Annotated in this window: 20 protein-coding genes and 1 riboswitch; of the genes, 3 read left to right on the top strand and 17 right to left on the bottom strand. The window is 44.4% G+C overall.

The annotated features are described in order from the left end of the window. Window positions 1-42: 42 nt before the first annotated feature. From DMI82_RS08445 to DMI82_RS08400, 9 genes are all read right to left on the bottom strand, one after another. Entirely contained in the window at window positions 43-372 is a 330-nt protein-coding gene (locus DMI82_RS08445; RefSeq protein WP_146207146.1) for a hypothetical protein, read from the bottom strand. A gap of 11 nt (window positions 373-383) precedes the next feature. After that, window positions 384-2,186 (bottom strand): DUF7601 domain-containing protein, encoded by a 1,803-nt coding sequence (locus DMI82_RS08440; RefSeq protein ID WP_110103063.1) that lies wholly within the window; start codon window positions 2,184-2,186, stop codon window positions 384-386. Window positions 2,187-2,367: 181 nt separating this feature from the next. Then, a complete protein-coding gene (locus DMI82_RS08435; protein WP_015525675.1) occupies window positions 2,368-3,510 on the bottom strand; it encodes a tyrosine-type recombinase/integrase in 1,143 nt (380 codons plus the stop codon). A 361-nt stretch (window positions 3,511-3,871) separates the two neighbouring features. Further along, window positions 3,872-4,840 carry a PD-(D/E)XK nuclease family transposase gene (locus DMI82_RS08430; RefSeq protein WP_022427030.1) on the bottom strand — a complete coding sequence of 323 codons (969 nt, stop codon included), beginning with the start codon at window positions 4,838-4,840 and terminating at the stop codon, window positions 3,872-3,874. A gap of 302 nt (window positions 4,841-5,142) precedes the next feature. Continuing rightward, the gene (locus DMI82_RS19745) at window positions 5,143-7,143 is read right to left on the bottom strand and encodes a CHAP domain-containing protein (protein ID WP_158526440.1); all 2,001 of its coding nucleotides are present in this window, start codon (window positions 7,141-7,143) and stop codon (window positions 5,143-5,145) included. A 499-nt stretch (window positions 7,144-7,642) separates the two neighbouring features. Then, entirely contained in the window at window positions 7,643-8,284 is a 642-nt protein-coding gene (locus tag DMI82_RS08415) for a YczE/YyaS/YitT family protein (protein ID WP_015526420.1), read from the bottom strand. 342 nt (window positions 8,285-8,626) lie between these two features. After that, window positions 8,627-9,259 (bottom strand): L(+)-tartrate dehydratase subunit beta, encoded by a 633-nt coding sequence (gene ttdB, locus DMI82_RS08410; RefSeq protein ID WP_110103062.1) that lies wholly within the window; start codon window positions 9,257-9,259, stop codon window positions 8,627-8,629. 20 nt (window positions 9,260-9,279) lie between these two features. After that, complete coding sequence (ttdA, locus tag DMI82_RS08405) at window positions 9,280-10,185, bottom strand: L(+)-tartrate dehydratase subunit alpha (protein ID WP_021977662.1); 906 nt, start codon at window positions 10,183-10,185, stop codon at window positions 9,280-9,282. Between the two features lie 220 nt (window positions 10,186-10,405). Further along, window positions 10,406-11,671, bottom strand: coding sequence for an SLC13 family permease (locus DMI82_RS08400; protein WP_021977661.1), 1,266 nt, complete (start codon window positions 11,669-11,671; stop codon window positions 10,406-10,408). Between the two features lie 331 nt (window positions 11,672-12,002). Here DMI82_RS08400 and DMI82_RS08395 point away from each other — a divergent pair, with 331 nt between their 5' ends. Together DMI82_RS08395 and DMI82_RS08390 are read left to right on the top strand one after the other, a co-directional pair. Then, entirely contained in the window at window positions 12,003-12,902 is a 900-nt protein-coding gene (locus DMI82_RS08395) for a LysR family transcriptional regulator (protein WP_044961377.1), read from the top strand. Between the two features lie 170 nt (window positions 12,903-13,072). After that, window positions 13,073-13,180, top strand: a riboswitch (glycine riboswitch). Window position 13,181: 1 nt separating this feature from the next. Beyond that, a complete protein-coding gene (locus tag DMI82_RS08390; RefSeq protein WP_173722238.1) occupies window positions 13,182-14,594 on the top strand; it encodes an alanine/glycine:cation symporter family protein in 1,413 nt (470 codons plus the stop codon). A 126-nt stretch (window positions 14,595-14,720) separates the two neighbouring features. On the opposite strand, the gene DMI82_RS08385 is transcribed toward DMI82_RS08390, so the two are convergent. From DMI82_RS08385 to DMI82_RS08350, 8 genes are all read right to left on the bottom strand, one after another. Then, the gene (locus tag DMI82_RS08385) at window positions 14,721-17,240 is read right to left on the bottom strand and encodes a beta-mannosidase (protein WP_110103060.1); all 2,520 of its coding nucleotides are present in this window, start codon (window positions 17,238-17,240) and stop codon (window positions 14,721-14,723) included. Window positions 17,241-17,320: 80 nt separating this feature from the next. Beyond that, entirely contained in the window at window positions 17,321-17,878 is a 558-nt protein-coding gene (locus DMI82_RS08380) for a TIGR00730 family Rossman fold protein (RefSeq protein WP_015526428.1), read from the bottom strand. Beyond that, window positions 17,875-18,081: a hypothetical protein gene (locus tag DMI82_RS20055; protein WP_199579965.1), complete on the bottom strand. Its 207-nt coding sequence runs from the start codon at window positions 18,079-18,081 to the stop codon at window positions 17,875-17,877. The genes DMI82_RS08380 and DMI82_RS20055 overlap by 4 nt, the downstream gene beginning before the upstream one ends. Window positions 18,082-18,296: 215 nt before the next feature. Next, on the bottom strand, window positions 18,297-19,754 hold the full coding sequence (locus DMI82_RS08370; RefSeq protein WP_110103059.1) for a S1C family serine protease: 1,458 nt from the start codon (window positions 19,752-19,754) through the stop codon (window positions 18,297-18,299). 96 nt (window positions 19,755-19,850) lie between these two features. Further along, window positions 19,851-20,648: a metal ABC transporter permease gene (locus DMI82_RS08365; protein ID WP_015526431.1), complete on the bottom strand. Its 798-nt coding sequence runs from the start codon at window positions 20,646-20,648 to the stop codon at window positions 19,851-19,853. Next, the gene (locus DMI82_RS08360; RefSeq protein WP_110103058.1) at window positions 20,645-21,307 is read right to left on the bottom strand and encodes a metal ABC transporter ATP-binding protein; all 663 of its coding nucleotides are present in this window, start codon (window positions 21,305-21,307) and stop codon (window positions 20,645-20,647) included. The genes DMI82_RS08365 and DMI82_RS08360 overlap by 4 nt, the downstream gene beginning before the upstream one ends. A gap of 39 nt (window positions 21,308-21,346) precedes the next feature. After that, window positions 21,347-22,276, bottom strand: a complete 930-nt coding sequence (locus DMI82_RS08355) for a metal ABC transporter substrate-binding protein (RefSeq protein ID WP_420314116.1) — start codon at window positions 22,274-22,276, stop codon at window positions 21,347-21,349. A 17-nt stretch (window positions 22,277-22,293) separates the two neighbouring features. Beyond that, on the bottom strand, window positions 22,294-22,710 hold the full coding sequence (locus DMI82_RS08350) for a Fur family transcriptional regulator (protein ID WP_110103056.1): 417 nt from the start codon (window positions 22,708-22,710) through the stop codon (window positions 22,294-22,296). Window positions 22,711-22,919: 209 nt separating this feature from the next. On the opposite strand from DMI82_RS08350, the gene DMI82_RS08345 reads away from it, so the two are divergent. After that, window positions 22,920-23,684: a DeoR/GlpR family DNA-binding transcription regulator gene (locus DMI82_RS08345; protein ID WP_110103055.1), complete on the top strand. Its 765-nt coding sequence runs from the start codon at window positions 22,920-22,922 to the stop codon at window positions 23,682-23,684. Window positions 23,685-23,820: the final 136 nt, after the last annotated feature.

The following is a 23,820-nucleotide window of genomic DNA, read 5'->3' as shown; positions in this document are numbered from 1 at the left end:
CACCTCCGCACCTCTTCTCTGGAACTATATCCTGTGAACAGATCAGACATTTGTATCCTGTCCGGTAGTCCCTCTTTCAGCAAGTTCCTTATATTTGCGAATCATGGCATCACAGCTTTTCTGATGGTCAGCGATCAGTGCATCGTACCGTGCACGTTCTGTGCTTAAGGATGTTTCATAAATCTGATTCAGCTCTTCCAGCTTTTTCCAGAGATGAATTTCATCCACTCCGCCAAACAGCACCTTCCGAAACCTGACCGTCCGGAACCACTCCTTCAGCTTTTCGTGCTCATGATTTAACGCCTCTGTCTGCGGAAACCGCTCTGCTCCAGCATTACAGCTTCCTTTTTTTCCTGACCGTTTCTTCTTCATCACAACCGCCTTCAACTCCAACGCTTCCTGCGCCTGAATAACAGCACACCTGCTCCGGCAGCTACGATACATAATGCCAGAATGTATGGTGTTGTATTGAGATCCAGCCCAGTGTCCGGGATTGCATCTTTATTGTTGGTGAAGATAACTTCGTGAGGAACATCATTATCCCTTTTTGAAATAGATGTTATTTTCGCCTCTCTATTATTCGTACCAGAAGGCTTACCGTCTATTGCATAGGAAGGCGTATATCTATCGTTGCTATAATCGTCTTCTGTGATCGTTACGGTTGCTCCAACTGGAACCTGTTTCAGTGTTGTTGTCTGGTCATCTGACAGTGTAATTGTCGTTGGCTTTTCATACTGTATCTCACCGATTTTAAATGGAAGATTAGTATTTCTTCCATTTATTACAGAAACTGTAAAGTTGAACTTTTTACCCTTATCTCCCATATTTCCGGTTACACTTTTTTTGATATCTACTGACGTATAAAGCGGTGTGTAGTGGGCATAGAAGTTTACGGTACCATCTGCCAACTCTGTATTTTTTGGAAGATATGGCCAGGTTGTAATTTTCTGATCTCCACATGCTCCTCCGCCAGCATTTTCCGGATACCAGCCATCCAGAACATATGTTATTCCATTGATAACTTCTTTACTGCCTATTGTAGCTTTTTCTGTTGTTTCAACCTTTCTTCCTCTTATATAATCTTTTGCATCGTACAGATCATATTTTGACGCCTCCGGACTTTTAATCCAGAATTTTGCAGTAAAAGTTTTTTTACATACAATATCAATCGTACAGTCAATATGATACTTCTGCACTGATGTTGTGCTGTTATCTCTTGAAATTTTGAATGGTTTTAATGTAATTTCTGTCACATCTTCTTTTTTTAAACCTGTTATTCCCAATTTCTTTTCCAGATTACCTTTATAATCTTTCCAAATAGAATCCAAAATATAATTAAAATATGTTTTTCCATCCACATTTCCACTTGAATCGCTTCTTTTTACAATCCATGAAGATCCTGCAGTTTCATCTGGCCATGTACTAACATGATTGCTCACATTTTCCCTAATATTTTTATCCTTGTTATCAACCTTTTCCCATTTTGCCCCCTTAGTATTAATTTTTCCAAATAATTTGCTCTTGTCTGATTCTGGTGCCCAATATTGGGTATCATTACTTTCCGGAATGCCATCTGGTGTAGCCAGATAATAGATAGCTGCTATTCCGGTATAGTTGTTATAACTACCCCTTCGTTCCTGCACCGCTACCGGATCTTGCTTCTGCTCTATATCCTGTACTGTCTGTGCATCCGCCTGCGCTTCCAGCTCCACATCCTGCACCTCATCTACCGATGCATCTGCATCTCCCGCCGGTGTCGCAGCTGGTTCTTCGGGCTGTTCGGTCACGGTCGGCTCCTCCGGCTGTTCGGTCACGGTCGGATCTGCTGGCTGGATTGGCTCTTCGCCAGGCTCTACGGATGGCTCTTCCGGCTGCTCCGGATCCTCAGATGGAGCTTCGATAACATCTGTCGGTTCCTCTGTATTTTCATCTCCGGTTGTCACCGCAGGTTCTTCCGGTTGTAATTCATCCACCGACTGATCATTTTCCGCTTCTGTGGCTGTCAGCTCTTCTGCTTCCTCTGCGGATCCGGACTGTACTGTTTCAATATTTTCATTGGCTGTTTCACTGCTGGCCTCTACCGCAAACGCTGAGATGGAAACACTGCAGATCATTGCAAACGCAATACAGACTGAGAGGACCTTCCTCCACAGACGGTGTTTTCCAGATGAATGATTATGTATCATACTTCAAACCTCCTTCTTGTATGCTATGGCAGTCAAAAACAGGCACTGCTCATTACATGTCCATGCCGGTATTTCTGCTCTTTCGCAGAGCACAATACTCTGTGAAAGATTCCCTGCGATCCGTGTAAATTTAACGGTTCTTTCTTCTCTGACGGCGGTTTTTGACGGTTTATAAAAAAACTCAGGCTCCCGGAAATTCTTTTTCCACGGTATCTGCGATCTTTAGTTTTTCCATATTTTTACGTTTCAGATTCATGGATGAATGTACATAACATTCCAGTGTGATCCGTGTGCTGGAGTGCCCCAGGATCTCCGAAAGACTGCGGATCTCAAATCCGGCCTCCACACACCGTGTCGCAAAACTATGCCGCAAAGTATGGAAATGAACATTTTTCAGATTACAATCTTTCGTATATTGCCTCATGCGATACTGCAGGGTTCTGGGCTCCAGGAAATACCCTGCTTTTCCGGTCAGAACATATGCTTCCAGATCATCTGCTCTCCATTTGTTACAGAGCTTTTCAATATCCTGGTTCATGGGGATTATCCTTACCGACCTTCCACTTTTAGGAACCCCGGTTATGATCCGGGTCCTTTCTTCACTTGCAGGATTGAGATTTTTCAGGCGCTGCATGGTATGACGTACAAAGATGACTTTATTTTCCAGAGAAATATCTTCCCATTTCAGAGCACATACTTCTCCGATCCGCAATCCTGTCAACAATGCCAGCAAAACCCCAAATTTACACGGATCCATGTCCTGTAAAAGATATTCCGTAAACCTTTTCTGTTCTTCACAGGTCAGCACACGCATTTCTTTTCGATCCTGCCTGGGGTATACGATATCCACCGGTTTTGCCAGTGGATTCTGCTTTGTTGTATAATTCAGAATGGAATGCAGCACGGAAAGGATATCCCGCACTGTTTTTGGTGACAATCCTCTTTCATGGATAAGCCTGTAGCTGAATTGTTCTACAAGTATTTCTGAAACAGCCTCGGAAAAATACTGCCCGAGATCAGGCTTGATATATTTTTCCAGGATCGTTGTATATTTTACAAAAGTGGATGGTTTCACGCTGCTTCGTTTCAGATACAGCCATTCATTACAGTAATCTGCAAAGCGATTCCGTTTTCCTCTCACGGGCAGAAGCTGATCATTCATCAGCGCATAACGTGCCTGATTGACCTTATCTCTGGCTTCATGATATGTTTTTCCGTAACAGTAGCCATAGTGTATCCTTCCGTTTATCCGATGCTCTTTGATATATCTGGCTTCCCATCGTCCGTCTTTTCTTTTGTAAATGTTTTCTCCTTTTCTGCTCATTGATCTTTCCTCCTGTTATGCTGAATCTTATAGTCTGTTCACAAATAAGAGTTTTTATCCGCCGGTCTTTTATCCTCTGACGATGACACTGACGGCGAATAGTGTCCTTTTTCGGACACCACAATATTTGCGCCCTATATTATCCGTAAAATATGGCGAAAAACCACGATAAAAAAGCCGGTTTTCAGGAACTTGCACCTTGAATTTCCGAAAAATTTATGGTATTTTTATAGAAACAGAGTATTGTGCTCTGTGAAATTTACTAACTATAATCTAAATAAATAAGCCGTTTTTTAAGCAAAAAAACTCCCTCACATATCAGTTTTTTTCTGATATATGAGGGAGTTTCTGATCTTATATTTTATTTCTGTTCTTCAAGCTTTCTTTTTAACATCTGAATTTCTTTTTCCTGAGCTGCAATTTTCTCCTTTTGATTATCAATCTGCTCCTGCATCTGATCAACCATATACTTCACTGTGTTTCTGTCAAGAATCTTTAATTCCTCTGAATACATTTCCATCATCCCTTCCACATTCCGGCATATATTATATATGTGCTCGTACATGACCGTAAACTCCGGATATTTTTTTATTAATTTCACGATTACTTCCGGAGAATCCATACTCAAAAATGCCAGCCATGCATCCAGTTTATCTGTGATACCTTTATTGTGCATATTCTCACGAAAGATGTCAAGCGGAAGAAATACATATTTCTGAAGCAGATTAAGTTCCAATCCTGTATCTGATCTCTGTTGAAAAATATGGCAGTATCTATCTTTATATTTATGAAAATCTCCTGTACTTTTATCAATCAGTACAATTGTATATACACTTTTTATATCCTTATAGGAAAAATTCTCTTTTCTGGTACTTCGGGCATTTTTATATTGCCTTAATAATAGATCAGAAGAATAACATGCGCATCTTTCCCCAGGAAAAGCGTAACCTATTTTTTGCACTTCCACGTTACAATATGAACCATCATCAAATCGTACCAGAATATCCATGATCAAAAGAGACTGCTCATCTGCCAGTCTTGTAGAATCTCCTGGTAAAACTTCGATAATTTTCACCTTTCTCTGAAGCAATACTTCAAGAAAATCCTCTAATCTTTCCGGTACTGTTTCCGGATTCATAATTTCCTTAAAAAATGCATCATACAGCATTTTCACCCCCTTCACTCCCGTACAGAAATCCATAAATTCCTCTCTCTGTTCTTCTTTCCAGCTATAAAATCTCTCTGTCAGATTTATGTTCTGCTGAATGTCCCGCAAAATCTCCTCGCGGGTTCTTATCATTGGAAAATAAGCCTTTAATTTCGTATTCAATTAATCTTCTCCTTGTCTGATAAAAAATGGAAATTCCGTTTCAGATCTGAAACATCTGTGAATGCCATACGGCTAGAATAAGTCTTATAAGATACTTATAGAATATCATATTTTTATCTTTCATCCAAGATTTTTCCTTCCTGTTGTTTCTCTGTATTTCGACACAATATTTTATGGCAATCAACCAGATACGGCGCAGACTACAAATATCCTTCTGCAAAAAAACTCCCTCACATATCAGTTTTTTCTGATACATGAGGGAGTTTCTGATTTATGACTGTGATTTATGACTGATCTATGATCTATTTTGCTTTATAACGGTAAACGGTTTTTACTGCTGTGCTGTCTTTACCGGTTGTCCAATCACTTTCGGAGGTTGTGGTCTGAGTCTGGAGTTTTTTGTTCTGGTACTGGTTCATGCGGTACCAGGCCTGGCCTCTGGCTCCGTGGCTTCCGTAGGCGCCGTTACAGGTAGTTCCGCTGGAGCACCATACCCGGCTGCCGTTCCCGTTCCAGTTCAGCAGATAATAGGTAATACTCGGGTCATCTCCATCTGCGCCGGAAGCAGCTACGGTTACCTGACTGGCTGCCACACTGTCAAAATGTACATAAGATCCCGTCTGTGCGAAGTTTACATTCTTTCCGGTATTCGGTCCGCAGAAATGATAGTAATAATAGCCCACCAGCTGTCTGGAAGCAGATGTCTCCAGTGGTCTTACAGACTCATAAACACCACCATCGTTGACATAGCTGGAGGTTGTTTTCTGATAGGTGTGTTTATACTGGATCGTATATTTATCGGAAGTAATATTCTTGGGAAGCGTATCCACATAAACCCAGTTTTTAGGTTTCGCCTTGATCTTAAAGGTCTTTGTTACGGTTCCGCTGTAATTCCCCTTAAACTTCACCGTTACCTTATAAGTACCAACATTTTTTCTTCCACGGGAATATGACACCTTATAATTGCCGGAACTGATGGTTTTATTATTCGCACCAGTCACTTTTACCTTCGGTGTTTTTACTTTTCCGTCGTATGTATAGCTTGTTGCAGAAAGCTTTATTGTCTTCGGATAATAGATTGTTTTCTTTCCGGTCACCGCACCGCAGGAGCAAAGATACTGGACATATCCGTTCCTGGATGTAGTTGCTTTCTTCACCTGTTTTTTGTAGCTGTGTTTATGAGCTTTTCCGGTGATCTTAAAGGTTTTTGTAACGGTTCCCGAGTAATTGCCTTTAAACCGAACTGTTACCCGATAAGTTCCAACATATTTTCTTCCGGCAGAATAGGTAACTGTATAATTGTCTGCACTGATCACCTTATTATTGCTGTCTGTAACCTTTACTGTTGGCTTTTTTACTTTTCCATTATAAGTATAGCTTGTTCTGGAAAGCTGTATTTTTTTCGGATAATAGATGATCTGTTTATTCTGTATACTTCCGCAGCTGCACTGCTCCTGTGTATATCCGTTGGCAGTGGTGGTTGCCTTTACTGTTACTCTCTGATAGTTATGTGTATGTGTGACCGGAGCTGCCTGGACAGTGAAATTCACAGAATCCGAAAATGTATATGCATACTGTGCATGATTCACAGATGCCACCGCTACCCTGTAATTCCCCGCCGGCAATGTGCAGGACCAGCTTGTTCCATTCACTCCATACTGAAATTGCGTCGGATTGGATTCTCCTGCTTTATACACATATACATCATAATATCTGGCATAGCTTGTTGCATTCCAGGAAAACGTTGTGGTCTGATTCGCTTTTCCCGGATTCACGCTCACATATGGCTTGCCCGGTACACGAACGCCCGGATAGATAAAGCCAAGCAGCACCTTGTTAGAATCATAAGGGCGCCTTCCTCCGACTGCATTGGTCAGTGTATATCCATATGCAACTCCATGAGAGGATGTCTGATCTTTGTCCGTTCTTCCTCCCTCATCTACCGTAAATCTGTTGTTTCCAAGATTAGCTGTTACATAAGCAACATGTCCGTAATAATCTCCGCTCCATACAGCAATAGAACCGGGAACAGGCTCATTTCCTACTGCATAGCCCTGATTGATAGCATTTTGCCACCAGCTTACCGCATTTCCCCACGAAGGCAATGCGATTCCCTGTCTGTCATACACGCACTGCCATGCAAAGCGTGTGCAGGGGATCTCGTATAAGCCATCTCGATCCACATCCTGTGTTGTAGGATAAGGATTACCTGCTGCTGTTACCGTTGCCGCCGGTACCGCACTGAAGGCAGTTACTGCGGACAGCGCAAGGACCATCAATTTTTTCAGAAGCTTCTTTTTCATAGCTTTCTCCTTTCCTGCGGTTTCATCCTTCTTAACAGACAAGTCTGGTCTGGCATGTCTGCTACGATGAAAATGTTCTGCATGTTTATTACTCTTGTTTCATATTTTATCTCTGTCCGGCAAATTTATGATACCTTTATTGTGCATACTCTCACGGAAGATGTCAAGGTAAAGAGATCCAGTCAAGTGGATATTCGCATCGGTAATTTTTTTCGGCCACTTACTGCAAACTTAGCCTTTCCTCCCAGCTATCCAGCGTAGCGCTGATAGCCCATCCAACTCCCGAGCAGCCACACTACCCTACCGCCCTGAAAAGCCAGCCCGTGAGGCGTGTGCTGCCTGTCGCCGGACTCTGCAGGAGGGGAGCTGATTCTTGGCTGGCCCCCGACGAAGCCCCGGCGGCAGGCAGCACACGCCTCACGGGCGTCCCTTTTCACCAAAAAAAGCCGAACCAGCCACATCCCGCAGCCAGTTCAGCTCACCCCATACAACTACAAACTCACTCACCATCAACCCAGGCAAGCAGCTTCCCGGTAAAAACCCTATTAAAGAAATGGATCACCGGTCCCAGCCCAAAAGCCGTCACCAGCGTACCAATACCCACAACACCACCAGTCAGATAACAGATCAGCGCACAAAGCACATCATTAGACATCCTGTGCCAGAAATAAGGAATCTTCGGCCATCTCTCTGTCATGATCAGCGAAAGACTATCATAAGGCGCAACCCCCTCATCCGGCATCTGATACATCGACAGTCCCAGACAGCAGATCACAACACCCACACACAGTGCCACCAAACGTACCGGCAGCGCCACAAGCTCCAATCCAAAAACACCAGTATAAATATTATAAAAGAAAGTAGTAATATAAGCCAGACAAACCGCATTCACAACCGTACCGATCCCAAGGAACCTTCTGCCAAAAGCAATCTCAATGATCAGCAGCACAATATTTACAATCAGCTGGAAATTACCATACGCCATACCAATCATATCCGCAACCGCCATATTCATTCCACTGAACGGATCCGTTCCAAGCCCGGCAAGCTTGAAAATTCCAATCCCCATACCTGCAAAAACATTTCCGATACACATGATCAGAACATGCTTCCAGTTAATATTCTTCAAAAAATCCCCCATAAACCTCATACCTCATCCTCTCTGAAAATATTGTCAGGCAGATATCCACGATCCACCTTCACTGCGCAAGATCCATACCAGATAATACCTTAATAACCAGCCTGCTGCAACGCTTATATTCTATCACACCCCCTCACCCCTGTAAAACACAAAAACCCCAAGAAACAACAAAAAGCAACAAAAAAAGACATCCTGCAGACCACATTATATGATCTGCAGGACATCTCTCTTTTTTATATCACGCTGTTAATTCAATTTCACAATCACCAGTCAATCCCGAAGCTCTCATGGCAGAGCCTCGTTATTTCAGATATCCCGAAAAATTTTTTCCAATATCCAATATTATTTAATGAACTTAACCTCAGGATAAATTGCCTGCTTGGCAGCCTCTTTACGCTCATTAAATACAACCTTGTTCTCCTCAAACAGGTTACGTCCCTGTGCATCGATAGATACGATCAGCGGCCCAAATTCTTTAACCTTGTTGCACCATAAAGTCTCAGGCATTCCAAGCTCATCCCAGTGATGCTCAGCAATCTTCTCAACCTCTGTAGCAGCTACAACTGCACAGCCGGCCGGGAAAACACAGTGGATCGCACCGAACTCTTTGCAGGCACGCTCCGTGTTCGGACCCATACCACCCTTACCAACGATCACTCTGACACCAGTAAGCTTGGTAAACTCATACTCGAATTTCTCCATACGCATAGAGGTTGTCGGTCCTACAGAAACCATTTCATAATCATCCTCTGTACCCTCGATCTTGCGAACGATCGGGCCGGCATGGAAAATAGCTTTGTTGCGGATATCATACGGAAGCTCTCTTCCATACTCAACCAGACGACGGTGAGCAACGTCACGACAGGTCATCAGATCTCCGTCCAGCCATACAATATCACCGATTTTGATATCAGCCAGGTCTTCTGCGCTTATAGGTGTAATAAGAACTTTTTTATCTCCTCTGATTTCGATCATGATTTTTCCCTCCGTTTATATTAAGCATTAAATTTCCATGTGGAATGAGTATCACAGGTTACTGTAAGATCCGGATTTACAACCAGATGTCCACGACGGTGAGACCAGCATCCAACGTTTACTGCAACACCGATGGTAGATGGATGACGTGCGGTATTCTCAATGTTGACACCCATTACAGAATACTTTCCGCCCATACCCTGCGGTCCAAGGCCGATCGCATTGATACCGTCCTCAAGAAGCTTCTCCATTTTTGCTGCGTTTGCGTTGTCATTGTGGGAACCGATCGGACGCATCAGCGCTTTCTTGGAGTTCAGGGCAGCTGTCTCTACAGATGTACCTACACCTACACCAACAAGAAGCGGAGGACACGCATTCAGTCCATAAGTTGTCATCTGATCCAGAACAAAATCTGTAACACCCTCATATCCTGCGCCTGGCATCAGAACCATTGCTTTTCCAGGAAGAGTACATCCGCCGCCTGCCATGTATGCGTAGATCTCACATTTATCGCTGTTCGGAACAATATCCCACCATACAGTCGGAGTTCCTTTACCAACGTTTTTCTTTGTATTGTACTCATCAAAAGTCTCAACGGAATTATGTCTTAACGGTGCTGCAAAAGTAGCCTGAACAACAGCATCTTTCAGAAGTGCTTCCAGCTCATTGATATACGGGAAATTTGTTCCGCATTTCAGCCAGAACTGAAGAACACCTGTATCCTGACAGCTTGGGCGGTTCAGCTCTACAGCAAGACCCTGGTTCTTTGTCATTGTCTCATAGAGAACTTTTGGAAGTGCAGCTGTTTCCTGAGAACCAAGCTCTTCCAGTTTCTTAACTACGTCATCCGGTAATTTTTTTCCAATATGGGCAACAAAATCTGCTACCATGTCTGTTAATACTTTAACTCCATTTTCCTTAGTCATGATTTACCTCCTGATATGGTTCGATGGTTTAATGTTTTTTAGTTACATAGGTTTTTGTTGGTTGTTTCATCATTAATTTTGGCTGATTAATGGTTAAGATAGCTTTTTGGCTTATTTATCACTTCCCCTGTACTGTATGATCAGTACAGGAGGGAATGAACTTAATTGATCAAAAGTGTTGCTGGTCACAAAGTGAACAGTAACTCAAAAGTTTCTCTCCTTACGGATAGAACGGAAACAGGATCGGTAACAGGATCATACAGATCACAAAGGATACCAGAATCAGCGGCAGACCGGATTTCACATAGTCCTTGAATTTGTATCCTCCAAGACCGACTACCATGGTGTTTGCCGGCATACCGATCGGTGTTGCATATGCACAGGAACCTGCGATAACAGTTGCGATAACAACGGCTCTCGGATCTGCTCCGAGGTTGTTTGCAAGAGATACCGCAATTGGAATCATCAGTGCTGTGGTTGCTGTATTTGACATGAAATTTGTCAGCACACAGGTTACAATAAAAATCACCAGAAGAAGAAGGATCGGACTCGGATCTGCTCCAAGAAGTCCTACGATCTTATCTGCGATCAGTTCTCCGGCTCCGGTTGTATCCAGCGCTTTTGCAAGTGTCAGAGAACCGCCGAAAAGGAATACAACTTTCAGGTCAATAGATTTCAGTGCTTCTTTTTCGGAAATAACTCCTGTCAAAACCAGGACGATGGCTCCGATACATGCAGAAACCTCAATGCTGATACCGATCTCTTTTTCAAAGATCATTGCAAGGATCACAAGGATCAGAACTACCAGAGAAACCGTCTGTTTCCACTTCGGTACATGGCTGAAATCCTGCTGATCTTCAAGCGCTTCCCCGGCCGCATGGTTTCCATTGGGAAGGAAACGATATCCGATAAAAACAAAATAGAGGATTCCAAGAACAAGCATCGGAACTCCAACCGGCGCATACATAAAGAAGCTTGTGGAAAGCCCCATCTCCTGCAGAGCATTGACACCCATCAGGTTTCCCGGCGCACCGATAATGGAAAGGTTTCCGCCAAGAGCTGCCGCAAATACCAATGGCATCAGAAGACGGCTTCTGGAATACCCGGACTCATCGGCGATTCCACAGACGACCGGGATCAGCACTGCTGCGGTACCTGTGTTGGATAAGAACCCGGACATTACACCTACGATTACCATGATCGCAATGATCAGTGTTTTTTCTGTTCTGGCAAATTTTGTGACCAGGCCTCCGATCTTGTTTGCCATTCCTGTTTCAAACAATGCCTGGCCTACTACAAACATGCCAACGCAAAGGATTACGTTACTGTTTACATACTGTGAAAATGTTGTTGTTGCATCCACAACTCCTGTGAGTGTCAGACCGATGGCACAGATTGAAGCAGTCAGTCCAAGAGGAATTTTTTCAAGGATGAAACTGATAATGGTGAACACAAGAAACAGCAATGTTATAGTTGTCTGAGACATTTCTGTACTCTCCTTCCATTTGGTTTTTTCCTGAAAAGTATAGGCCGTACACGTTTCTTTTGATGGTTCCATTATAACCGATGTACATATAAAAAAACAAATTAATGAAACATATATCCGCATAAAAAATATTTATAGTATCAGTTTTTAATGATAATTTTTGTGCACTACTAACATAAAAGCAGCATCTTAGCAAATGAATCTGGCAAATATTATATTTCTATGCTATTTTTATGTAGACACCCAAATACTCTGTCACATCTTTTCCGGACGGAAATGAAAAACTTTACTAAAAAATTTAATCTGACAATACATCGAGAGAAGGTTTATCATGACACTGAATCAACTACGCTATTTCTGCACAGCCAGCCGCTGCCACAGCATCACAAAGGCAGCCGAAGAATTATATGTGACCCAGCCCACCATTTCCATGGCTATCCGCGATCTGGAGATTGAATTCGGGATCAGTCTTTTTTCCAGAAAAGGAAATCAGCTGAGTCTGACCCAGGAGGGAGAGTCCTTCTACCAAAAAGCTACCTATATCCTTCAATATTGTAATGAGCTTCAGGCCGATTACTCCAGCATGTCCAGGATAAAGCCCCCTCTTCGCATCGGGATCCCTCCCATGCTGAGTACCGTATTTTTTCCGGAGCTGCTTACGGCGTTTCACGAAAAGCACCCGGAAATTGCCGTAGTACTGGAAGAATACGGATCTGTCCGTGCCTGCAATCTGGTACAGGATGACACCCTGGATGTAGCTTTGGTCAATATGGAACAGTATAATATAGATAAATTTCACAACACTGTCCTGGCCAACGACCAGGTGGTTTTCTGTGTGAGCAACGACCACAGGCTGGCAGAAAAAAAATCAGTCACAACAAAAGATATGGCGAAAGAGCAGCTGATCTTTTTCAATGCTGACTCCGTCCAGAATCAGATCCTGAAAATGCGTTTTGAGATGGATGGCCACACCCCCAATATCGTTATGCGGAGCAGCCAGATCTACACCACCCTACAATTTGTAAAAACCGGAAAATATGGCTGCTTTCTCTACTCCAGCATGACCGATAACTTTTCCACTTCCAATGTTACCGGTATCCCGCTCAATCCACCTGTCCGCATAAAAATCGGCATGGTATGGAAAAAAAGCAAATATATCAGCGGCGATATGCTGACATTTCTGCATTTCACCCGCATGTATTACAAAGAACATCCGCTGATAGAAAAGTAAATCCCAAAACTTCCAATTATATGTCGATTAATTTTTCTAATAAATGCAATTTTTTTTAAAAAACCATTGAAATCCATCAATTCATGTGATACTCTGTGTTACAGTGTTTTTCTACACGAAACGAATGACCGCCACCACCGTACACAAAAGGTCCTGGCATCATTCAAAAATAAAAAAACTCAGGAGAGTCTCTTCAAATCAAAAGGGAAGAGCGCCGAAGGTGTACGCAGCACACAAAATGCTGTAAATCTCTCAGGCAAAAGGATGGAGGAAAGAGTAATGTTTACACAAATCAACAACTTTATCACATGGTTTGACGGAGTCGTTTGGGGACTTCCGCTGATCATTCTGATCCTGTTCACAGGAATTCTGTTAACCACTCGGTTAGGTCTTTTACAGGTAAGGCACCTCGGAAAGGCACTGAAATTCATGGTAAAAAATGAAGAAGGCGGCGATGGTGAGGTCACAAGCTTTGGAGCTCTGTGTACTGCGCTTTCAGCAACCATCGGAACCGGAAATATCGTAGGTGTCGCAACTGCTATCGCAGCTGGCGGACCAGGAGCACTTTTCTGGATGATCGTAGCCGCATTCTTCGGAATGGCAACCAAATACGCAGAAGGACTTCTGGCGATCAAGTACCGTACCATTGACAAAGAAGGCCACGTTCTCGGCGGACCTTTCTACTACATCGAAAACGGTATGGGAAAACAGTGGAGATGGCTTGCCAAGATCTTCGCATTTTTCGGAGCAGGTGTGGGACTTTTCGGTATCGGAACCTTTACACAGGTAAACGGTATCTCATCTGCAGTTACCAATTTCTTTGACCCGGATAAAGCACACACAGTAGCACTTTTCGGAAATACATATTCCTGGGCAACTGTAGTTGCATGTCTGATACTTACCGTATGTGTAGGACTTGTCGTTCTCGGCGGAATCCAGAGAATCGCAAAGGTATCCCAGGTCGTTGTACCGTTTATGGCAGTTCTCTATGTTGCACTGGCACTGATCATCGTGATCACAAACATCACTGCAGTACCTACAGCGATCGTAACTATCGTAAAATCTGCTTTCACAGGAAGCGCCCTTGCAGGTGGCGCAATGGGAACCATGGTCGTAGCTATGCAGAAGGGTATCGCCCGCGGTATCTTCTCCAATGAGTCCGGTCTTGGTAGTGCCCCGATCGCAGCTGCCGCAGCTCAGACAAAGGAGCCGGTACGTCAGGGTCTTGTATCCATGACAGGTACATTCATCGATACCATCGTGATCTGTACCATGACAGGTCTTTCCATCGTCATCACAGAGACATGGAACACAGGTCTTGAGGGTGTTGCTATCACAACAGCAGCTTTCCAGAAAGGTCTTCCTTTCCCGCCGTTTGTAGCATCCTTCTCACTGATGCTGTGCCTAGTATTCTTCGCATTCACAACGATCCTTGGATGGGATTACTACGGTGAAAGATGTCTGGAATACCTGTTCAACAGAAACAAAGCCGCAGTTACAACATACCGCTGGCTGTACATCATCTGCGTATTCATCGGACCATATATGACTGTAGCAGCTGTATGGAACATCGCAGATATCTTCAATGCCCTGATGGCATTCCCGAACCTGATCGCTCTTCTTGCCCTGAGCGGTGTGGTTGTAAAGGAAACTAAGGATTTCTTCAAAAGACATAAAAATTACGAATTCTGATTCCAAATATCGTAATCAAATGTAAACACACGCAAACCCATGATGATCCCCTAATATCATATAAAAAAAGACGCGAACCTTTTTATCCTCCGATAAAAGGCCGCGTCTTTTTTATTTAAAAGCTTTCTATGCCAGCGTCAGGATCTCCATCTGCTGTGTCAGATCCGCTGCATCCAGAATCTCTCCATTTCGGATATCTTTCTTATCAAGCCGGACACACATTTCCTCTCCATCTGTCATATGGAAAAAATTATCCTCCAGAGTAACATCCGCATCAGTAAATCCAATAGCTGTAAACGGACTGAAGCAGCTGCTTTTTAAATGGATCACAAATGCATCACCTTGCTCCTCCACCTCGGCAGTGATCTCCGGTTTATCCAGCTCCAGATATTTATACGGAACAAGGGTCTCCACATCACAGAGCACATCTCCGTCAGCAAGTGTCACTTCCGCCTCAAGAAAGATCTCATACTTCTTGTCTTCCCATCCGGAAACATCCACCGCCAGGATCGGAGCAGACTCCTGCACACCCACAGTGCCCGTTCCGGTAAGCTTCTCAAGAATCTCGCATTCCATATTTTTCACATAAAAGGCAACCTGATATGACTGTGCGTCCATACTTTCATTTGCCAGATACACCTGCATGATATCCCCATCCATGCACATACTCACCGCCTGTGGCCCATAGAATTTTTTTGCCATATAATGAAGTGCCTTCCAACGGCCAAAGTAGTCGATACTTGCCCAGGATGCCACCGGCCAGTTGTCATTGATCTGCCAGTAAAGGGTACCCATACAGCGGCCTCTGTGACGTCTCCAGTGGTCTACTCCATACTTCATGGCCATTCCCTGAAGGATCTGGCTCACATAGAGAAGCTTGCGGAAATTCTCCGGATAACGGAAATTCTCGGAAAGATAATACAGAATCTTTCCGTTAGCTGCAGGATTTTTCTGGTGGTTCTCCATCACCCTGGAAAAAATATTCCTGTCTTTCTCTTCCGTAAAGCTCTCCACAGTTTTCAGGCACGGAAAAGACTGGAAGCCAAACTCCGAGCAAAAACGAAAATAATGCTTCTGATAATCTGTAAAAGGCTTCTGACCATGCCATACATCCCAGTAGTGACAGTCTCCTCTGTTCTCATCGTCCGGATCATCAAAGCAGCCTCCGGAGCTTGGGGAAGACTGCCAGAAAAAGGTCTCGCTGTCTGCTTCCCTCACTGCTTTCGGAATCACATACTCAAACATTTTTATGTAGTCCGCACGGAGATATTTCGACTCACTCTGTACCTCCGGCCAGTGATCCCAGGCAGATTCCATCTCATTGTTTCCGCACCACAGGCCAAGGGATGCATGATGACGGAGACGTTTTACATTTTCCGTGATCTCCTTCGTGATATTATCTTCAAATTCTTCTGTAAGATCATAAACATTACATGCGAACATCAGATCCTGCCATACGATCAGTCCCATCTCATCACAAAGATCATAGAAATGATCCGAAGGATAATAACCGCCGCCCCACACACGGACACAGTTAAAATTGGCACGTTTGCAGGATTCCAGAAGATACTTCTGGACCTCCGGTGTGATCCTGGAATAGATGCAGTCCTCCGGAATATAATTTCCCCCCATGGCAAAAATTTTCACGCCATTGACACAGAACGCGAACTCTTTTCCCCAGAGATCTTTTTCCTGACTGATGGTAAGGGTACGGAGACCGATGCGCTTCGTTATGGTTTCCAGAACTGTGCCATCCTCGTCCAGAAGTTCCACCTGAACTTTATATAACGACTGATCGCCGTAGCCGTTTGGCCACCAAAGCTTCGGGTTGTGGATCGAGGATGTCAGCACTGCTGGATTATTATTCGCTGATACAGTCTCCCCCACTTTGCATACATAGGCTTCCGTTTTTCGGTCGTTAGCACCTGTTCTATGTCCACAGACGCTCTCTGAATCCTCCTGGATCGTCACCCTCAACTGACACTTATCCACAGCATCTCCGCTTACAGCCACAGTTGTACACACATCCACAGCATTATCCCCATGCACCTGTGTGATCTTCACATCCTCAATTCTCGGATGACTGTATGCTTCCAGATAAATATCCCGAAAAATCCCGGCATCAATGGTCTGGGGGCCCCAGTCCCATCCAAACATACAATGAGCCTTCCGGATCAGCTGGTTTCCTTTCATTCCACCGCAGGGAACATAGTGGATCTCTTTATTATCTTCATACTCATAAGCTTCGATATACTTGAATACCGACCGGAATACGATCCGGATCTGATTCTCCCCGGAATGAAGAAATTCTTTCACATCCAGCTTCCAGGTACGATGCATGTTATCTGCAGATCCGGCTTTTTGCCCATTGATATAAATATCTGCAAGAGTATCCAGCCCCTCACAGACCAGAATTATTTTTTCTTCTTTCAGGATATCCTCTGCAGCCACAAATGTTCTGCTGAATTCATAATCCTTCCGGAACAGTTCCCTTGTCACATCCTCATTTGTCCGGTAAAAAGGATCTTCGATCTTCCCGGCACCATAGAGCCCGGAAAGCACAGATCCCGGAACCTGTACCTCACATAATCTGTCATTTCCTGCTTCCGCCAGCTCCCACTGGCCATTTAACATTATTTTCCTCATAAAATATATCTTCTCCTGTAAAAATCCCCTTCGCACGATCTTATATACAGGGCTGTTGTATTAGCCGTACTGTATTTTATTTATAGCCTTCCCCCATAATTCCGATAATTCTCAATATAATCCAGGATCTCCTCCGGGTCTTTCATGAACCGGCACATACCCACAACATCTCTGGACATAAATTTTTCCCCGGCTGTGTATTCCAGGAGTGCCTGCATGCTGTCGTAATATCCCTGAATATTATAAAGAACGATCGGCCTGTCGATCCGTCCCAGACTCTTCAATGTCAGAATCTCAAAAAACTCCTCATAAGTACCAATTCCCCCTGGTACCACGATAGTCGCATCCGAGCGGCTTTCCAGCAGGTGCTTCCTCTCACGCATATTTTCAGTAAAAATAAACTCTGTACAATGCTCATACAACACTCCCGGCTGGTCAAAAAATCTTGGTGCGATACCCAGGATATAGCCTTTTTCTCTGTCAACGCCCCGGGCTGCCGCCCCCATCAGTCCCTCTTTTCCACCTCCGAAAACAAGGCCGTGGCCACGTTTCCCCATCAGCTGTCCTAGCTCTTCCGTTTTCTCATAATAGATCTTTTTCAGCTCTGCACTGGACGCTCCATATATACAAATATTCATAATCCTGTCTCCTTCCCTGCTGCCTCCGCAAATGCCCGGAGAAGCTTCAGCTGCTCTGAAGAATCATACATCATCTCCGGATGCCACTGCACAGCTACTGCAAATGGATGATCGTTTATCTCTGAATATAACTTTTGCCGGCCTCTGCACATGATACTGGCAAAGACCGGCTTTCCGTCATTTCCGATACATCTGGAATGCATCCGGAAATGCCTGTTATTTTATTATAATCTGACATACACATGGGGTCAAGCAATTGCCGCTGCCTGAAACTCCCGTTTTATTATACGAGAACTTTTTCTACTGCGTTTTTCCATCCGCTGTATTTCTGGTTTCTTTCCTGCGGATTCATGGAGGGGATGAACTGATTGCGGTTCTTCACCTCGAAAATGCTCTCCATCTATAATTTAGGGCATGATCAGTCATACAAGCCATTCTGCTCAAAATCTCTGAACAAGCTGGCTTCTCCATCATCAGCAAATGCATCTGCATCCCCCTGATCGGAGTCATCCTGTCCTCCCTGGATATCTGCATCCTGGGAATCCTGGCTATCCTCAGAGCTGTCCTTGCTATCCTTGTTGGAACTGTCATCCTTACCAAGTTTTACAGTAAGTTTCTTCTCCTTATACTCATTGCCATCCAGAACTGCAACCGTTACATCGATTTTTTCCTTCGGCTCATAATACTGAAGCAACTCAACCAGCTGATCGATGCTGGTGATCGTTTTACCATCAAACTCTGTAATGACCATATTCTTGGTAATACCCGCATCATCGGCAGGGCCGCCCTCAGTTACTTCCGAAACAAATACTCCCTGCGGGATACCATAAATCTGTACAGCCTCAGTACTTACCGTACTGCCTGTGATACCAAGAATACCATGATTATCCACTTTATCTCTTGCCTTGGCATTCATCATGTTCTCAAGAGAATCCGCAACATCAGAAATTGCAATGGCATAACCCATACCTTCAACCTCAGTAGAAGCAAGCTTGGAAGAGTTAATACCAACAACCTCACCATCCATATTCAGAAGCGCACCGCCACTGTTACCTGGATTGATAGCCGCATCTGTCTGGATCAGGTTCACGCCCTTGTTGATACTGCTGCTGTTATCTGTAGAATCACCAGACTCGATCTGGCCTGATGCATCTGTCTTACGGTTCTTTGCACTGACAATACCGGTAGTAACAGACTGGCCATAGCCAAGTGCATTACCAATGGCAACAACCTGCTCACCGATCTTCAGATCATCAGAGCTTCCGATCTTTGCAACAGCAATTGCATCCATTGTATCATCAGAAACATCCTTCGTTGCAACAGAAACAACTGCAAGATCCTCGTTTTCATCAAATCCCTTTACCGTAGCCTCATAAGCATTACCATCTGCAAAAGCAACTGACAAGGTATCTGCCCCATCCACAACATGATAGTTTGTGGCGATCAGCAGCTCAGAATCTGTTTTTCCGATGATAATACCGGAACCGCTTCCCTCAACTTCCTGCTCCTGGCTCGGCGCGTACTGAGAACCAAACATGCTGTAATAATCCTGAACCTCCTGAACTGACTTGGTTGTGATGGCAACTACAGAAGGCATTGCCTCCTCAGCAACATCTGATACATCCAGACTGCCCTTTGTATCGGAAGATTTTGTATCCTCTGTATCTTCACTGTCTTTATCTGATTTTTTATCGGACTTCATAAGAGTCAGATTCTCGGAGCTGTCGGTTGCTGCCTGTACGGACTGCGCACCGGAGAAATAATTTATACCTTCATATGCGCCAACACCAATGCCGCCGGCAAGTACTGCACACAGGCTGATGGTTGCACCCTTTTTCATCATTTTCTTTATTTTTAATTTTCTATTATTGTTCATGGTTAAGTCCTCCCTGGAAAAAATTTCTTCTCTACTTCCCTTTGATGCTTCAAAGTATATGGGTTAATTGTGTTTACTTTGTGGGAAAAATGTGTTTTATTTGTTAAAACTTTTCACTGTCATCACAACTACAAACCACGCAACCTCAAGAAGAACGATCATTCCGCCTGGTTTCAGTCCGGCATAATAGGAAAGAAACAGTCCGGCAATGGTGGTACATACCGCCACGATAATGGCACAGATCAGTGTACCCTTATAGCTTTTTGCCATCTGCATGCCACACGCCACCGGAACTACCAGCATAGAGGAAACAATCAGGGTTCCTACTGTACGGGACGCAATGGAAACTGTCAGAGCCGTCAGAATAGTAAAAAGAAAATTAATATTCCGCACGGAAACACCGGATATCCTTGCCGCATTTTCATCAAATCCGATATAAAACAGTTCCCTGTAAAAAAACAGCACTGCTGCCAGTACCAGCACACTGATCACAACCACCAGCGCCAGCTCTCCTTCACTGATGGACACAATACTTCCAAACAAAAAGCTGTTCAGACTGGCACCGTTTTCCACAAAGCCGGACAGCACACCGGCCAGTCCGATCCCGGCAGACATGACGATGGAGATCGCTACCTCCGAATAACGCGGGATTTTTTTGCGGATAGCCTCAATTCCAAGAGCAGCTACGATGCACATCACTACTGCACCGGCTACCGGATTCACTCCAAGTATCAGTCCCAGTACAACACCGGCCAGTGAAGAATGGGAAAGCGCATCTCCGATCATGGACATCCGTTTCAGAACAATGGTGATCCCGATGCAGGGCGTGATCACAGCCAGAAGGATTCCCACCAGAAAAGCCCTCTGCATAAATCCATACTGTAAGATACTCATACTTCGTCGATCCTCCCCTCTTCCGCTTTAAAAAACCGGTTTGCTCCTTTAAACTCACCGGAATTTCCATGAGTAACCATAAGGATCGTCAGCCCCTGTTCCTCATTCCGCTTCTTCAGAACTTCTGCAAGTGTTTTCACAGAAGCCATATCCATTCCTGTGGTAGGCTCATCCAGGATCAGGATCTTCGGTTTTCCTGCCAGTGCACGTGCCAGCATAACCCTCTGCTGCTGTCCGCCGGAAAGATCTCCGATCCTTCTTTTCCAGAACTCTTCCATTTCCATCTCCGCAAGTGCGGCTTTCAAGCGCGGGATCTCTTTTTTTGCCCGAAAACGTGCCTTCCAGGAAGAGGAATACACGCCTGTCATCATGATCTCTTCCACAGTCGCCGGAAAATTCTGGTTTCTGCTGATACTGTTCTGTGGAACATATCCCAGATCTCCCTTTCCGAATGTGGCAGAAATATCTTTTCCATTTACGGTAATACTTCCCTCCTGAGCCTTCAGTTCGCCCAGAAGAAGCTTCAGAAATGTACTTTTTCCACTTCCGTTTTCACCGGTAAGGATGGCATAATCGCCATCTTTCACCTCCAGATTCACCTGATCCAGCACAGGTGTCCCTGTATAGTGAAACGAAAGATTCTCTATCAAAATTCCCATAATTTCTCCTTTTTTTGTTACAGTTGCTGTCCTGCACCTTCAGTTCAATGCCTTCCTGAGCGCCTCCAGATTCTTCCTCATCACAGAAAAATAATCCTCTCCGGCCTCTATATCCTCCTCACTTAATCCCTCGATCGGATTCAGCACAGCAGTCACCGCATCCACTTCCTTCGCCACTGTCTTAGCAACCTTTGGACTTGCCAGCTCCTCAAAAAATATGGTATGGATGTCGTATTTTTTCGCATACTCGATCACTTCCTGCATCTTGGCAGGATCAGGCTCTGAATCCGGTGTCAGCCCTTCGATAGCCAGCTGCTTAAGATCATATGCATTGCACAGATATCCAAAAGCCTCATGAGCCACTATGATATCCCGGCTCTTCGTACCTTTCAGGCCATCTCTGAATTCCTGATCCAGCTCATCAAATTCACCGGCATATTTCTCATAATTTGCTTCATAATAATCGCCGTTCTCAGGATCAGCCTTTACCAAAGCATCCCTGATATTTTTCATTTCCTGCTTTGCACGCATGGGATCAAGCCAGACATGAGGATCTTTTCCTTCATCACCATGAGCATGGTCATGTCCTCCATCCAGAAGCTCCACACCATCCGATGCCTCAGACACAACCAGGTCCTGATTCTCCAAAGTATCCAGTACATCCTCCGCCCAGTGCTCCAGGTCTGCGCCATTATAGACAAACACATCTGCATCCTCAAGATTCCGGATATCCGTTGCCGCCGGCTCCCAGTCATGAGGCTCCGTTCCCGCCGGAACCATATCCTTTACCTGAATCCTGTCGCCCCCTACCTTCCGGGCAAAATCATACATGGGATAAAAGCTGGCCATCACCTTCAGTCGGCCATCCTCCATAAATGGCTGTCCCACCGTTCCGGCCCTGTGCAAGCCATATCTGGTCACACCGCCCACAATAAAAAGCGTCACCGCCAGAACTGCTGCCGCTGTCATCTTCCCTCTGTTAACATTCATTTTTTAAGCCTCCTGCAGCTGTCACAATATCCATAAAAGATCGTCCGGCTCTGATCGATCTCAAATCCGTGTTCATCCAGCACATGTCCCACAAAATGATCGATACATCCACACTGCAGAGGAATCGTATGCCCACATTCAAGACACACAAGCTTACCGTAATTCTTCCGTTCCTCATCACGTATAAAACGATACTGGGCAGGCGCTCCCTCCACAGACGGAACCTTCAGCACTGCTCCCTCCTTTTGCAGACGTTCCAGTCCTCTGTATATCGTTGTCCTTCCAATCTGGATCTCTTTTCCATGAAGGAGCTCCATAAATTGATCTATGGTATAAAATGTATCTCCATATTCCTGCAGGCATTCCAGAATTATTTTCTGCTGCCTGGTACTGTATTTCATTTTTTCTTCCATTATATTCCTACTCTCTTCTATCAACTGCACCTTACATGGCAGATTTGAATTTGAAAACCGTTTTCATATTACATTCAAATAAGAATTCCGTCAAGATATTTTTGGGGGAAAATAATTTTTGGTATGTTCTCATAAAAGCACTTTATCTCTACTTTCTTTTATGATAAAATATAACCAAGACTTAACCAACAGAAAGAAGGTAGACCTCTATGAAATCACAGCGACTGGACATGATCGAAGAATATGTGCTGGAGCATAAGAACGCTTCTCTCGATACATTATGTGAGAAATTCAACGTATCCAAAAACACCATCAGAAGAGATGTCGACATCCTTCTGAAACGTGGCAGTATCATGAAAGTATATGGCGGTGTCGCAGCACTTGAGACTCCACAGACACTCCCCCTTCTGTCTTATGAAGAGCGTGGCGGACGTTTTCCGGAAGAAAAGAAAGAAATCTGCCGCCGTGCCGCAGAACTTGTGGCAGAAGACGACACCATCTATATCGATACCGGCACAACCTGCCTGAACCTGGTTGATTTTATTGCGGATAAGCACTGTACGATCCTGACCAACAGCCTGCTTATCTTCAACAAGGCAGCATCCTATCCGAACCTGGATGTCATTTCCGTTCCCGGAAAACTGAACCGCAAAACCCTGTCCTTCACAGGACCGGATATCAATGATTATCTACAGACTTATAACATTTCCATGGCTTTTATGGCCTGCACAGGTGTAACCATGAAGAGCGGACTTACCAATGCCAGCGCCGAGGAATACATCACCAAAAAAGCCATTGCAGAGAATGCCAACAGCATGATCCTTCTTGCAGACCATTCCAAATTCGGCCGGATCTCGCTTATGACCTATTCTTCAATGGAAAAGCTTGACGCCATCGTAACCGACCAGTCACTTCCTGAAGAATACGACAGCTTCTGCCAGGAGCACGGAATCCGTGTTATGACAATCGATTAAATGGGATATTGACCCTAAAAAACGGTGCATCTGCCGGAAATCCAGCAGATGCACCGTTTTTGAATATGCTCATTTCATTAGAGGATTTTATCTGAAAGGCAGATCTTACCCGATCTGCCTTTCAGTGTCATAAATT

It is taken from the genome of Blautia sp. BCRC 81119, assembly GCF_003184505.1.
Taxonomy (GTDB): Bacteria; Bacillota; Clostridia; order Lachnospirales; family Lachnospiraceae; genus Blautia_A; species Blautia_A fusiformis.
This window is presented reverse-complemented; position numbering and strand designations above follow the sequence as displayed.